This is a genomic window from Micromonospora sp. WMMD723, from assembly GCF_049863385.1.
Lineage (GTDB): Bacteria > Actinomycetota > Actinomycetes > Mycobacteriales > Micromonosporaceae > Micromonospora > Micromonospora wenchangensis.
Window position 1 is genome coordinate 3,226,170 of the sequence record NZ_JBMKNR010000001.1, and the last position, 13,214, is coordinate 3,239,383.

Annotated in this window: 12 protein-coding genes; 5 read left to right on the forward strand and 7 right to left on the reverse strand. The window is 72.5% G+C overall.

Annotated elements, in window-relative coordinates:
• Window positions 1–69: 69 nt before the first annotated feature.
• Complete coding sequence (locus ACN261_RS14615; protein WP_421485874.1) at window positions 70–759, reverse strand: response regulator transcription factor; 690 nt, start codon at window positions 757–759, stop codon at window positions 70–72.
• Between the two features lie 302 nt (window positions 760–1,061).
• Between ACN261_RS14615 and ACN261_RS14620 the strand changes: the two genes are divergently transcribed.
• Complete coding sequence (locus ACN261_RS14620; RefSeq protein ID WP_421485876.1) at window positions 1,062–1,469, forward strand: hypothetical protein; 408 nt, start codon at window positions 1,062–1,064, stop codon at window positions 1,467–1,469.
• Between the two features lie 250 nt (window positions 1,470–1,719).
• A complete protein-coding gene (locus ACN261_RS14625) occupies window positions 1,720–2,112 on the forward strand; it encodes a cupin domain-containing protein (RefSeq protein WP_204927226.1) in 393 nt (130 codons plus the stop codon).
• Between the two features lie 67 nt (window positions 2,113–2,179).
• On the opposite strand, the gene ACN261_RS14630 is transcribed toward ACN261_RS14625, so the two are convergent.
• Window positions 2,180–3,367: a threonine synthase gene (locus ACN261_RS14630; protein WP_425850579.1), complete on the reverse strand. Its 1,188-nt coding sequence runs from the start codon at window positions 3,365–3,367 to the stop codon at window positions 2,180–2,182.
• A gap of 115 nt (window positions 3,368–3,482) precedes the next feature.
• Here ACN261_RS14630 and ACN261_RS14635 point away from each other — a divergent pair, with 115 nt between their 5' ends.
• Complete coding sequence (locus tag ACN261_RS14635; RefSeq protein WP_421485880.1) at window positions 3,483–4,265, forward strand: aldo/keto reductase; 783 nt, start codon at window positions 3,483–3,485, stop codon at window positions 4,263–4,265.
• 66 nt (window positions 4,266–4,331) lie between these two features.
• On the opposite strand, the gene ACN261_RS14640 is transcribed toward ACN261_RS14635, so the two are convergent.
• Together ACN261_RS14640 and ACN261_RS14645 are read right to left on the reverse strand one after the other, a co-directional pair.
• Window positions 4,332–5,459: a GH12 family glycosyl hydrolase domain-containing protein gene (locus ACN261_RS14640; protein ID WP_421485881.1), complete on the reverse strand. Its 1,128-nt coding sequence runs from the start codon at window positions 5,457–5,459 to the stop codon at window positions 4,332–4,334.
• A 155-nt stretch (window positions 5,460–5,614) separates the two neighbouring features.
• Window positions 5,615–6,394 carry an IclR family transcriptional regulator gene (locus ACN261_RS14645; RefSeq protein WP_421485883.1) on the reverse strand — a complete coding sequence of 260 codons (780 nt, stop codon included), beginning with the start codon at window positions 6,392–6,394 and terminating at the stop codon, window positions 5,615–5,617.
• 197 nt (window positions 6,395–6,591) lie between these two features.
• On the opposite strand from ACN261_RS14645, the gene ACN261_RS14650 reads away from it, so the two are divergent.
• Both ACN261_RS14650 and ctaD read left to right on the forward strand, forming a co-directional pair.
• Complete coding sequence (locus tag ACN261_RS14650) at window positions 6,592–7,698, forward strand: FAD-dependent monooxygenase (protein WP_204927221.1); 1,107 nt, start codon at window positions 6,592–6,594, stop codon at window positions 7,696–7,698.
• 137 nt (window positions 7,699–7,835) lie between these two features.
• Window positions 7,836–9,593 (forward strand): aa3-type cytochrome oxidase subunit I, encoded by a 1,758-nt coding sequence (gene ctaD / locus ACN261_RS14655; protein WP_421485884.1) that lies wholly within the window; start codon window positions 7,836–7,838, stop codon window positions 9,591–9,593.
• 394 nt (window positions 9,594–9,987) lie between these two features.
• On the opposite strand, the gene ACN261_RS14660 is transcribed toward ctaD, so the two are convergent.
• From ACN261_RS14660 to ACN261_RS14670, 3 genes are all read right to left on the reverse strand, one after another.
• Window positions 9,988–11,214, reverse strand: a complete 1,227-nt coding sequence (locus tag ACN261_RS14660) for an MFS transporter (RefSeq protein ID WP_425850585.1) — start codon at window positions 11,212–11,214, stop codon at window positions 9,988–9,990.
• Window positions 11,215–11,278: 64 nt separating this feature from the next.
• Complete coding sequence (locus ACN261_RS14665) at window positions 11,279–11,860, reverse strand: isochorismatase family protein (protein WP_421485887.1); 582 nt, start codon at window positions 11,858–11,860, stop codon at window positions 11,279–11,281.
• A 67-nt stretch (window positions 11,861–11,927) separates the two neighbouring features.
• On the reverse strand, window positions 11,928–13,214 hold the full coding sequence (locus ACN261_RS14670; protein ID WP_425850587.1) for a nicotinate phosphoribosyltransferase: 1,287 nt from the start codon (window positions 13,212–13,214) through the stop codon (window positions 11,928–11,930).

A 13,214-nucleotide genomic window follows, 5' to 3' on the forward strand; every position in this document is an offset into this window, starting at 1 on the left:
GGCGGGCCGGTCGACCGGCCCCGGGGCACCACGACCCGGGCGCTGCGTCCGGGCGCGGCCACCCGCGCGCTACGCCCCGGGCGCGGTGAGCCGTACCCCGACCCCGCGTACGGTGTGCAGGTAGCGCGGTTGCTGGGCGCTCTCCCCGAGCTTGCGGCGCAGCCAGGACAGGTGCACGTCGACGGTCTTGTCCGCGCCGCCGTAGGGGATCTGCCAGACCTCGGTGAGCAGTTCCCGTTTGGTCACCACCGCGCCGGGGCGGGCGGCGAGGTGGTGCAACAGGTCGAACTCGCGCGGGGTCAGCTCCACCGGCGTGCCGTCCAGGGTGACCTGGCGGGCGCGCGGATCGATGCGCAGCCCGCCGACCACCAGCACCGGATCGCCGTCGGGCCGCTCGGCCCCGCCCCGGCGCAGCACCGCCCGGACCCGGGCGTCGAGCTGGGCGGCGGTGAACGGCTTGACCAGGTAGTCGTCCGCCCCGGCGTCGAGCAGCCGGACGATCTCCCGTTCGTCGTCCCGGGCGGTGGCCACGATCACCGGCACGGCGCTGACCGCGCGCAGCATCCGCAGCAGCTCGCCGCCGTCGAGGTCGGGCAGGCCGAGGTCGAGCACGACGAGGTCGGGCCGGTCGTCGAGGGTGTGCCGTAGCCCCTCCATCGCGGTCGACGCGGCGGCCACCGCGTGCCCCCGGTCGCGCAGCGCCCGGACCAGCGGGGTGCGGATGGTCAGGTCGTCCTCGACGAGCAGCAGGCGGGCCACCCCAGCAGGCTAGCCCCGGGGCGTCGGCCCCCGGCCGTCGTCCGGGCGGGGGCGGTGGGACGGGGTAGCGGGTCCGGGGCCGGCCGGGCTGTCCTGTGCCGCCGCCGTCGGTGGGCGACGACCCGCGTCGGGCGCGTTTTCGCAGCTCACAGTGGTTGGGTGTCAGGTAGTAGACAGTTGGACGAGTGGTCGCAAAAGGTGTAACCGACATATTTTCGAAGTACGGATCCGCTCGGTCGGTGCGGATCACCATCCCCCATCGCTCCCGGCCCAGCAGGTGGCCGGCAGGCAGGAGCACCACGATGTCCAGCACCGGTTCCCGGCGTCGCCCGGTCAGCCAGCCCGTTCCCTGCCGCACCGACCTGGCCCTGGCCGATTCCCAACTGGCCGGCGACCGGCGGGTGGGGCTGCCCGCCTCGGCCCGGATGCTCTACGCCGTGGTGCACGCCAACGGCACCCTGGCCCGGGGGCTCGGCGCGGCGTCGGCCACCCGGCTCGCCCCCGGCATGTACCAGGTCGTCTTCGACCAGGACGTCAGCACCGCCGGCTACGTGGGCACGATCGGGTTGGCGGGCAGCGCCGGGCTCGCGCCACCCGGTGGGATCAGCGTGGTCGGTCGGACGGGAATCCCGAACGGGGTGTTCGTCAAGACGTTCGCCACCGACGGCAGTGTCTCGGACCGTCCGTTCCACCTGGCGGTCCTGGCCTGAGGCCGGCGGATACGGGCGCACGGCGCCGTACGGCACACCGGCCGTCCGTCGCCGCGCTCCGACCGTCTCCCACCACCGCAGCCATTCCGGCGGTACGCCAGCGGGGACCTGGTGCGACCGGTGCGGTCCCCCGCTCCGGTCTGGGGTGCTCGTTGCCCGATCTGACGGCGGTCAAACCTGCCCGGGGCCGGGAATTGCCTCATCTGCACGACCCGGCGTGATCCGTCGCCGTTGCGGGTATGAGCGGAACATGGAGCATTTCACGATCGCGACGGTCGCCGAGAAGAGCCCGGACTTCCGCCGGGTGCTGTGGACCGGCGAGAAGACCCAGTTGGTGATCATGACCATTCCGCCGGGCGGGGAGATCGGTGCGGAGGTCCACGACGGGATCGACCAGATCCTGACCTTCGTCAGCGGCACCGGGGAGGCCCGGGTCGGCGGCGAGACCCGGGAGGTCGCCCAGGGCGACCTGGTGGTGGTGCCGGCCGGGACGAAGCACAACTTCGTCAACACCGGGCCGAACCCGCTGGTGCTCTACACGGTCTACGGCCCGCCGGAGCACGCCGACCAGGTGGTGCACCACACCAAGGAGGAGGCCGACGCGGCGGAGGCCGCCGGCGAGGACGAACCGCCGACGTCCTGACCCCGCCCTCTGACCCGCATCCGCCGCCGGCCGGCCTCCCGCGCACCGGGACGCCGGCCGGCGGCGGTCAGCCCACGGGTACGGCGGAGACGTCCACCGTCTCCGGATACTTCAGCCCCGACCCCGTGTTCAGCACCACCACCCGCTCGTCGGGGCGGATCCAGCCCCCGGCCCGCAGGTGCCGGGCGGCGGTCAGGCAGGCCGCCCCCTCCGGGCAGAGCAGCAGCCCCTCCCGGGCGGCGAACTCCCGCAGGTCGGTGAGGATCTCCGCGTCGTCGACGGCGACCGCCGTCCCGCCGCTCTCCCGTAGCGCGGTCAGGATCAGCTCGTCGCCGAGCGGTGCCGGCACGGTGATCCCGAACGCCACGGTGTGCGCGTCGGCCCAGGGGCGGGCCCGCTCCTCACCGGCGGCGAAGGCCCTGACGATCGGCGCGCAGCCCGTCGACTGCACCGCCACCAGCCGGGGCAGCCGGTCGCTCACCCAGCCGAGTTCCCGCAGCTCGTGCAGGGCCTTGTGGATGCCGATCAGGCCCACCCCGCCACCGGTCGGATAGATGATCACGTCGGGCACCTGCCAGCCGAGCTGCTCGACGATCTCGTACCCCATCGTCTTCTTGCCCTCCAGCCGGTAGGGCTCGCGCAGCGTCCCGGCGTCGAAGACCGCCCCGTCCGCGCCGGTCACCAGCTCGGCCACCCGTCTTCCGGCGTCGCTGATCAACCCGTCCACCAGGATCAGGTCGGCACCGGCGGCCACGCACTCGCGCCGGCAGATGGTCGGGGCGTCCAGCGGCATCACGATGGTCGCCGCCATCTGGGCCCGCGCCGCGTACGTCGCCCAGGCCGCTCCGGCGTTGCCGTTGGTGGGCAGGGCGAACCGTCGTACGCCCAGCTCGCGGGCCCGGCTCACGCCGACGGCGGCACCCCGGGCCTTGAACGACCCGGTCGGGGTGAGCCCCTCGTCCTTGACGATCAGGTCGGCCACGCCGATCTCGTGGCCGTACGCAGGCGCGCGCCACAGCGGCGTCCAGCCCTCACCCAACGTGGTGACGTGCCGCTCGTCGGCCACCGGCAGCAGCTCCCGGTAACGCCACAGGTCGGCCGGGCGCAGCCCGAACCGCTCGGGCGTCACGGCGGCGGCCACCGCCGCCAGGTCGTAGCGGGCCAGCAGCGGTGACCCGCAGTCGCACAGGTTGGTGAGCCGGTGGGCGTCGTGCTCCCGGCCGCAGCGGGGACACTCCAGATGGGTCAGGTACACGGTGCTCCTCGCCGTCGGCCCGGTCGGTGCTCGGCACACCGGCATTCTCCGGCAATCGGCCCGGGTTCGCCGCTCGCCCGGCATGCCCGCGCCGATCACGGGTAGAACCGTCGGCATGGATCTCGACCAACCCACCGCCCTGCTCCCCGGTGACGTCCGGATGCCGCTGCTCGGGTTCGGCACCTGGCAGGCGACCGGCCGGGCCGGCTACGACGCCGTGCTGGCCGCGTTGGACGCCGGCTACCGGCACATCGACACCGCCACGATGTACGGCAACGAGGAGGAGGTGGGCCGGGCGGTGCGGGAGAGCGGGCTGCGCCGCGAGGACGTCTTCATCACCACCAAGCTGCCGCCGGACCGGGTCGGCCGGGAACGGGAGACGATCGAGGCGAGCCTGCGGGCGCTGGGCACCGACCACGTCGACCTCTGGTTGATCCACTGGCCGCCGTCGTCACCGGCGGACAGCATCCCGGTCTGGCGGGAGCTGCTGGCCGCCCGGGACGCGGGCCTCACCCGGGCGGTGGGGGTGAGCAACTACGCCACCGCCCAGCTCGACGAGCTGATCCAGGCGACCGAGGAGAACCCGGCGGTCAACCAGATCCGGTGGAGCCCGTCGCTGTACGACCGGCAGCGGCACGCCGAGCACCGGGACCGGGGGATCGTGCTGGAGGGCTACAGCCCGTTCAAGGCCAGCGACCTGGCCGATCCGGTGCTGACCCGGATCGCCGCCGCGCACGACGTCTCCCCGGCGCAGGTGGTGCTGCGCTGGCACGTCGACCACGAGATCGTGGTGATCCCCAAGTCGGTCACCCCGGAACGCATCCGCGCCAACGTCGACATCTGGAACTTCTCGCTGACCGCCGAGGAGATGCGCGACATCGACGCCCTGGGCGGCTGAGCCCGGACGGGGTGCGGGGGCGTGACCTGCCGGTCACGCCCCCGTGTGGTGGTGGGTGGTGTGGGGTCAGGCGCGGGAGCAGGCGACGCCGTTGAGCGAGAAGCTGGTCGGCGCCGAGTACGTCCCGTTCAGCGAGCCCTGGTAGCCGAAGCTGGCGGTGCCACCGGGGGAGATGCTGCCGTTGTGCGCGGCGTTGCGTGCGGTCACCGTCGACCCGCTCTGGCTGACGGTGGCGTTCCAGGAGCTGGTGACCTGCTGCCCGCTGGGCAGGTTGTAGGTCAGCGTCCAGCCGTTGATGGCGCTTGCGCCCCGGTTGGTGATGGTCACGTCGGCGGTGAAGCCGTTGTTCCACGAGTTGGAGGTGTACTTCACCGCGCAGCCGCCACCGGTGGGCGGGGGCGTGGTCGGCGGGGCGGTGGTGGGCGGCGGGTTGCCGCCGGTGTTGACGGTCTGGGAGAAGTTGGTGACGGCCAGCCCGGCGCCGCCCTGCCAGGGCTCGAAACCGGCCTGGATGCTGGTCAGGTACCAGTCGTTGGTGATCGCCCCCCGGTTGCGGGTGTCGGCGATGAAGTCCAGCACGTTGAAGCTCATGCTCTGGATCGCCGACGGGGCGACGTACGAGATGACGTTGTTGCCGCCGTTGTTGCCGCGCCACACCTCCCAGCTGCGGCCCGCGATGTTCGTGTTGCCCACCGGCGAGCCGATCGGCTGGATGCTGCCCTGCCGGTTGAACCAGATCATGATCTCCATGGCGTTGACCCCGTCCCGCTTGGGCGACGGGTCGAGCCAGATGTCGTAGGCGGCGTCGTAGATCGCCCCGCCGACGTAGTTGAAGGAGATGCTGCCCGGCGCGCTGCTGATCGACTTCACCTGGGCCGGCAGGTTGGTGCCCGGCGAGCAGTTGGTGTAGTGGCAGCCGACGAAGATCGACGGGTACGACACCGGGGCCCCGTTGGTCGGGGCGGAACCCTGCTGGCTGGTGATGCTGAAGCCGCTGCCGGTGACGTTGATGCACTGCTGGGCGGTGGTGCCCCAGCGGTTGTTCTGGACCACGTACCGGCCGCCGATGACGGTGGAGCCGTACTGCTCACAGATCTGGGTGTCGGCGGAGGCGGTGCCGCCGACGGCGACGGCCACGATCGTGCCGACGGCCAGGAGGCCGGCGGCGGCGAGGGCCCGCAATGGACGCTTCATGATGCTCCTTGGCTGCGGCGCGGGGGCGCCGGAGGTGTGTCGGACATGACCGGGAGCGCTCCCACGGTCTCGAACACATTTACATACTTGAAACTGCTGTGCAACTGAACCGGTTAAGTGGACAGCCGATCTCGTCCCCGTACGTGAACCGTGTTCTACAGGTTGGGCGCGAGCAGCGTGCGTGCCGTCCGAACCTGCGCCACCGCCTCCCGCAGCACCGCCGCCAACCGCGTCCGTACCTCCGGCCCCAGCCGGTCCACCGGCGCGGCCACCGAGATCGCGTCCACCGCCGGTTCCCGCAGCGGTACGGCCACCGCCACCGCCGCCAGCCCCGGACCGTACTCCTCCCACTCCTCGGCCCAGCCCCGCCGCCGCACCGCGGCCAACTCGGCGCGCAGCGCCTCCGGCGTGGTGACCGTCCGCCCGGTCACCGCCGGCAGCGGCCACTGCAACAGCCGGTCCACCTCCTCGTCGGACCGCGCGGCGAGCAGCGCCTTGCCGGCCGCGGTGGCGTGCGCGGGCAGCCGTCGGCCCACCGCGCAGACCGGCCGGACGACGTGCGCCGAGTCCCGCCGGGCCAGCAGCACCACCGCGCCCCGGTCGAGCCGGTAGAGCTGCACCGTCTCGCCGGAGAACTCGGCCAGCCGGTCCAGGGTCACCTCGTGCAGGGCGGCGACGTCCGCGCCGGCCAGGAACGTCGCGCCGACCTCCAGCGCCCGCAACCCCACCGAGAATCGGGTGCCGGTCGGATCGGCGGCCACCCACTCGCGGTCGAGCAGGGTCCGCAGGATGGCGTGCAGGCTGCTCTTGGGAATGCCCAGCGCCCGGCTCAGCTCCACCGGTGAGCGGGGGCCGTCCGGGGTGGCGAGCGCCTCCAGCACGTCCAGTGCCCGACCCGCCGACTTGACCGAGCGGTATGACTCGTCCGTTGTCACGCCGTCACTGTAGTGAGACGAACGGCATCCGGCCGATGGGTATTCTTCGATCGAACCCCGTTCAGTGGGCTGGACAACTTTCTGTCCGGTTCGGAGGGTGCCGGACGGGGGGATCATCGGCTCTGGTGTGCGTCGATCGCGCGGAGTAGTGTCTTGCCTTCACCGCGTACCGATCCCCTCCGGAGGCGTTCACCACCATGCGTGGCTCCCCCCTGCGCATCCTCGTCGTCGGCGCGGGCATCGCCGGTCTGGCCGTCGCCCGGGCCCTGCGGTTGGCCGGCTTCCGGCCGGACGTCACCGAGAAACTCCCCCCGAACGAACTGGCCGACACCGGCCTCTACCTGCCCGGCAACGCCGCCCGCGCGCTGCGCCGCCTCGACCTCGACGGCCCGGTCCGCCCGCTCGGGCAGGTGATCCACCGCCAACGCTTCCTCGACGCCGCCGGCGACCCGCTCTGCGAGGTGGACCTCGACACGCTCTGGGCCGAGGTGGGGGAGTGCCGGGCGCTGCCCCGCCGTGACCTCTACCAGGTGCTGCTCAGCGGTGCCGGGGGCGCCGTGCGGCACGGCGCCGAGGTGAGCACCGTCGAACTGCTGCCCGCCGGGGTCGCGGTCACCTTCACCGACGGCACCGGCGGCGAGTACGACCTGGTGATCGGTGCCGACGGGCCCCGCTCGGCGGTCCGCTCCCTGGCCGCGCTCGGCGGTCCGCCCCGCCCCGCCGGTCAGGTGGTCTACCGGGGCGTGGTGCGCGACGGCCCGGACGTGCCCGACTGGACGGCGCTGCTCGGCCGGCGGGCCGGCTTCCTCGTGGTGCCGCTCGGCGCCGGCCGGCTCTACTGCTACGCCGACGAGGCCGGCACCGTCGCCCCGGCCGATCCGGTGGCCCGGCTGCACGAACTCTTCGGCGGCTACGGCGGGCCGGTCCCGGCGGTGCTGGCCGCCTGGCGCGACGTGCAGGTCGGGCTCACCGACGAGGTCGAGCTGGGCCGCTGGCACCGGGGCCGGGTGCTGCTGGTCGGCGACGCGGCGCACGCCACCGCGCCCACCCTGTCCCAGGGGATCGCGATGGCGCTGGAGGACGCGGTGGTCCTCGCCGAGTCGCTGCGCGCCGCCGGCAGCGTCGAGGCGGCCCTGGTCGCGTACGAGAGCCGGCGTCGTCCGCGTACCCGATGGGTGCGGGACCGGACCCGCGACCGCAACCGCACCCGGGACGTGCCGCCGGCGCTGCGCGACCCGTTGCTGCGCGGGCGGGGCGGGCGGATCTTCGGCGAGCACTACCGGCTCCTGGTCGACCCGCTGTAGGCGCGCCGGGTGACCGGACATGGTGCCAGAGCACCCCGAGCGGTGCTGCCACCTGCCGGGGACTAACATCCTTTCGGATGACGGCCCGCAGTTGACGAGGCGTGCCGAGCGGGACAACCGAGAACCGGAGGCCATTCGTGACCACCGTCGCACCCAAGCCGGTCGTGACCCGGCCCTGGCCGGTCCGAGAGCCGGTCAAGGGGTCGGCCATCGCGCGGCTGCTGCGCACCACGGACGCGAAGCAGATCGGGATCATGTACATGGTCACCGCGTTCGTGTTCTTCATGATCGGTGGCCTGATGGCCCTGATCATGCGAGCCGAGCTGGCGCGGCCGGGCATGCAGTTCCTGTCGCCGGAGCAGTACAACCAGCTGTTCACCATGCACGGCACGATCATGCTGCTGTTCTTCGCGACGCCTATCGTGTTCGCGTTCGCCAACTACGTCGTGCCGTTGCAGATCGGCGCCCCCGACGTCTCGTTCCCCCGGCTGAACGCCTTCGCCTACTGGCTGTACCTGTTCGGCGGCACGATGGCGACCGCCGGCTTCCTCAGCCCGGGTGGCGCCGCCGACTTCGGCTGGACCGCCTACACCCCGCTGAGCAGCATCGAGCACTCGCCCGGCGTCGGCGCGAACATGTGGGTCGTCGGCCTGGCCATCTCCGGTCTGGGCACCATCCTCGGCGCGGTCAACCTGATCACCACGATCCTGACCCTGCGCGCCCCCGGCATGACCATGTTCCGGATGCCGATCTTCACGTGGAACATGCTGGTCACCAGCCTGCTGGCGATCCTGGTCTTCCCGCTGCTGGCCGCCGCGCTCTTCGCGCTGGCCGCGGACCGGCTGCTCGGCGCGCACGTCTACGACCCGGCCACCGGCGGCCCGATGCTGTGGCAGCACCTCTTCTGGTTCTTCGGCCACCCCGAGGTGTACATCATCGCGCTGCCGTTCTTCGGCATCATCACCGAGATCATCCCGGTCTTCTCCCGCAAGCCGATCTTCGGCTACAAGGGCCTCGTCGCTGCCACCATCGCCATCGCCGCCCTGTCGATGAGCGTCTGGGCGCACCACATGTTCGCCACCGGCCAGGTGCTGCTGCCGTTCTTCAGCTTCCTCAGCTACCTGATCGCCGTGCCGACCGGCATGAAGTTCTTCAACTGGATCGGCACCATGTGGCGGGGCCAGATCACCTTCGAGACACCGATGCTGTTCGCCATCGGCTTCCTGGTGACCTTCCTCTTCGGTGGTCTGACCGGGGTGCTGCTGGCCAGCCCGCCGCTCGACTTCCACCTGCACGACAACTACTTCGTCGTGGCGCACTTCCACTACGTGCTCTTCGGCACCATCGTGTTCGCCGTCTTCGGCGGCATCTACTTCTGGTTCCCGAAGATGTTCGGCCGGATGCTCGACGAGCGCCTGGGCAAGATCCACTTCTGGCTCACGATGATCGGCTTCCACACCACCTTCCTGGTGCAGCACTGGCTCGGCGCCGAGGGCATGCCCCGCCGGTATGCCGACTACCTGCCCGGCGACGGCTTCACCACGCTCAACATGATCTCCACGATCGGCGCGTTCATCACCGGTATCTCGACCCTGCCGTTCATCTGGAACTGCTGGAAGTCGTACAAGACCGGGCCGGTCGTCGAGGTGGACGACCCGTGGGGCCACGGCAACTCGCTGGAGTGGGCGACCAGCTCCCCGCCGCCGCTGCGGAACTTCGACCGGATGCCCCGGATCCGTTCCGAGCGCCCGGCGTTCGACGCGAAGTTCCCCGAGCTGGCCGCCGGGCAGAGCCTCGCCGGCCCGCCGGAGGGTGGTGCCAAGCCGCTGACCAGCGAGGTCAACGGCGGCGCCAGCTACCAGGAGGACACCGCCGGGAACCTCGACCAGCGCTGACCGCCCGGCACGAACCACCGAAGGGCACCGCACCCCACCGGGGCGCGGTGCCCTTCGCTTTTCGCGGTGCCCTTCGCTTGCGTGGTGCCCTTCGGCTCTTCCTCGGGATGACCGGGGTTGAGGGCCGGCGGGGATCACGGCCCGGTCGTGCCTCCCCTGGTGCGGACCTGCGGGGGACCACTCTCCACGGGGCGCTATGCCTGAGAGGCATACTTATGACGCTGAGGCATACCGGTCACGCGCAGGTCATGTTTCCGGGCGGCGGGCGGCGCGGTTGACGGCGACTCCGGATCACGGGGAACGGGTGGTGTCGGACGCGACCCGCAGCGCGCCGCCAAAGCCGGCTACCCGTTGCACCGCCGGCTGTGACGCGGCCATGGGTGCGGGCGGTGGCTCAGGCGGCCGGTGCCGGTTCTGGCGTCGGCGTGGACCGGGCGGATGCCGGGGCGACGGGCGGGCGGCGGTGACGCAGCTCCGTCGGCAGGACCACCAGGGTCACCAGCAACCCCACCGCTCCGGTGACCACGAAGCCCCAGAGCGGCACCGAGGCGTCGATCACCGCGCCGGCCAGCGGAGCGCCGAGCGCGATGCCGACCGTGGTGGCGGAGCCGTGCAGGCCCATCGCCTCACCGCGTACCCCGGCGGGGGCGAGCCGGCTGACCGCGTCGGCGGTGGCGGCGATGGTGGGGGCGCAGAGCGCGCCGGCCGGCAGCAGGGTCAGGCAGAGCAGCCACCAGTGGCCGCCGCCCAACCCGACCGGGATGGTGCAGAGGCTGAGCAGGGCGGCCAGGGCCAGCGGGGAGAAGGAGCGGCGGACGGCACCGTACGCGAAGCCGCCGACCAGCGAGGCGATCGCCCAGGCGGTGAGCACCGCGCCCGTCCAGCCGACCTCGCCGCCGGCCCGCAGCACCGCCACCACCGCCACGTCGGTGCCGCCGAGCACCAGGGTCGCGGCGGTGCTCACCGCGAACACCGCCAGCAGGCGGCTGGTCAGCCACTGCCGCCGGGGCACCCGGGGCTGCGGACCGACCGGTTCGTCCGCGCTGCGGATGGGCGGATCGAGCAGCCAGAGGACGATCCCCGCGCCGACGATGCCCGCGCCCACCGCCCAGAGCGTGACCCGGGGCGAGACGGCGGTGGCCAGCGCCACGGCCAGCGCCGGCCCGATCATGAAGGACAGCTCCATCGACATCGAGTCCAGCGCGTACGCGGGGCGGCGGCGCTGGGCCGGCACCAGCGCGGCGATCGACTGCCGGACCACCGAGAAGACCGGCAGCGCGAACAGCCCGGCCACGAACGCGGCGGGCAGCAGCAGTGGCAGGCTCAACGTCGGGGCGCTCGCCCAGAAGGCCGCCTCGACGACGGTGGTCACCGCGACCACCGGACGCAGACCACGCCTGTCGACCAACCGGCCCAGCAGGGGCGAGCCGATGGCGGTGCCGGCGACCGACGCGGCACCGACCAGGCCGGCGGCACCGTAACCCCGGCCCAGCTCCAGCACCACGTAGAAGGTGAGCGTCACCCCCGTCGCGGTGAGCGGGATGCGGGCCAGCACCGCGACCAGCAGCAGGGCCCGCAGGCCGGGCTGGGCCAGGGCCTGCCGGTAAGGCGTCAACGTCATGATGCTCCGTACCTCCGGCGGTCATCCTGGACCGGGGGTACGACATCGGCAAGCGATTACCGGCTCATGCGGCGCTGATCACCGGCTCCCCGCGCAGGGTCACCCCGGCGCCGTCCATCGCGCGCAGCGCCACGTCCAGCGTCGCCGGCGCGACCGCCGCCGTCAGGTCGAGCAGCACGGTGGTGGCGAAGCCCTCCCGGGCGGCGTCCAGGGCGGTGGCCCGCACGCAGTGGTCGGTGGCGATGCCGACCACGTCGACCCGGTCCACGTCGTGCCGGCGCAGCCAGTCGGCCAGGCACTCGCCGTCGTCGGCGTGCCCCTCGAACCCGGAGTACGCGGCGGCGTGCTCGCCCTTGTGAAAGATCGCCTCGACCCGGTCGGTCACCAGGTCGGGGTGGAACTCGCTGCCCGGGGTGCCGACCACACAGTGCCGGGGCCACGACTCGACATAGTCCGGCGGGTCGCCGAAGTGCGCCCCCGGGTCGACGTGGTAGTCCTTGGTGGCGACCACGTGGTCCCACCGTCGCGGCTCCCCGGCCAGCAGGCCCGAGATGCCGGCGGCGACGCCCGCGCCCCCGGTGACGGCGAGGGAACCGCCCTCACAGAAGTCGTTCTGCACGTCCACGATGATCAGAGCGTTGGCCATCGGTGCCCTTCCTCTCCGTTCGCCGCCGGTGATCCACCTGCGGCACGACCCAGTCTGCCCCGGCGGCTCAACCGGCCGGCACGACCGTGACCGGGATCGCCGGATCACCGGCGGAGAGCTTCAACCCCTCCCACGGGATGGAGATCAGGCACTGGCGCAGGTGCTCGCGGGACTGCTCGATGCCCGGCAGGTCGACCGGTTCGCCGTCGACCACGTACGAGTGCTGCAGCAGCCGGTCGTTGGCCTGCCGGTCCGGTACGCCCTGCGAGACGACGACCTCCTCGGTGGCGGTGCCGGTGGGCTTGTGCCGGCGAACCGCGACCTTCCGGCCCCCGATCGTGCCCTTGTTCTCGGAACGCTTGACCACCGGCCGGCCGTCCACCTCGACCAGCTTGTAGACCAGGCTGGCGGTGGGCGCGCCGGAGCCGGTGACCACGGCGGTGCCCGCGCCGTACATGTCGACCGGTTCGGCGGCGAGCGCGGCGATGGCGTACTCGTCGAGATCCCCCGAAACGATGATCTTCGTCTCGGTGGCGCCGAGCGAGTCGAGCAGCTCCCGGGACTGCTGGGCGATGACCGCGAGGTCGCCGGAGTCGATCCGGACGGCCCGTAGCTGTGGCCCGGCCACCTCGATGGCGGTCCGGATGCCCTGGCTGATGTCGTACGTGTCGACCAGCAGCGTGGTGTCCCGGCCCAACGTGGCGACCTGCGAGGCGAACGCCGTCCGCTCGTCGTCGTGCAGCAGCGTGAACGCGTGCGCGGCCGTCCCGGCGGTGGGGATGCCGTACCGCTGGCCGGCGGCGAGGTTGGAGGTGAACCGGAACCCGGCCAGGTACGCCGCCCGCGCGGCGGCCACCGCCGCCTCCTCGTGGGCCCGCCGGGAACCCATCTCGATCAGGGCCCGGCCCCGGGCCGCGGTGACCATCCGGGCCGCCGCCGCGGCCACCGCGCAGTCGTGGTTGAGCACCGACAGCACCAGCGTCTCCAGCACCACGCACTCGGCGAAGCCGCCGGAGATGGTGAGGATCGGTGAGCCGGGGAAGAACAGCTCGCCCTCGGCGTACCCGTCGATGTCGCCGGTGAACCGGTAGTCGGTCAGCCAGCGGGCGGCCGGCTCGTCGACCACCCCGGTGCGGAGCAGGAACTCGACCTCCTCGGGGGCGAACCGGAACTCCCTCACCATGTCGATCAGGCGGCCGGTCCCCGCGACCACCCCGTACCGGCGTCCGGTGGGCAGGCGTCGGCTGAACACCTCGAAGGTGCACCGGCGGTCGGCGGTGCCGTCGCGCAGGGCGGCACTGACCATGGTCAGCTCGTAGTGGTCGGTCAGCAGCGCGGGGCGAAGGTGGCTCAC

Excerpts from the sequence above, each read along its gene's own strand:
- ACN261_RS14665 (WP_421485887.1), bottom strand. The coding sequence starts at position 11,860 with ATGGCCAACGCTCTGATCATCGTGGACGTGCAGAACGACTTCTGTGAG.
- ACN261_RS14650 (WP_204927221.1), top strand. The coding sequence starts at position 6,592 with ATGCGTGGCTCCCCCCTGCGCATCCTCGTCGTCGGCGCGGGCATCGCC.
- ACN261_RS14625 (WP_204927226.1), top strand. The coding sequence starts at position 1,720 with ATGGAGCATTTCACGATCGCGACGGTCGCCGAGAAGAGCCCGGACTTC.
- ACN261_RS14660 (WP_425850585.1), bottom strand. The coding sequence starts at position 11,214 with ATGACGTTGACGCCTTACCGGCAGGCCCTGGCCCAGCCCGGCCTGCGG.
- ACN261_RS14635 (WP_421485880.1), top strand. The coding sequence starts at position 3,483 with ATGGATCTCGACCAACCCACCGCCCTGCTCCCCGGTGACGTCCGGATG.
- ACN261_RS14640 (WP_421485881.1), bottom strand. The coding sequence starts at position 5,459 with ATGAAGCGTCCATTGCGGGCCCTCGCCGCCGCCGGCCTCCTGGCCGTC.
- ACN261_RS14620 (WP_421485876.1), top strand. The coding sequence starts at position 1,062 with ATGTCCAGCACCGGTTCCCGGCGTCGCCCGGTCAGCCAGCCCGTTCCC.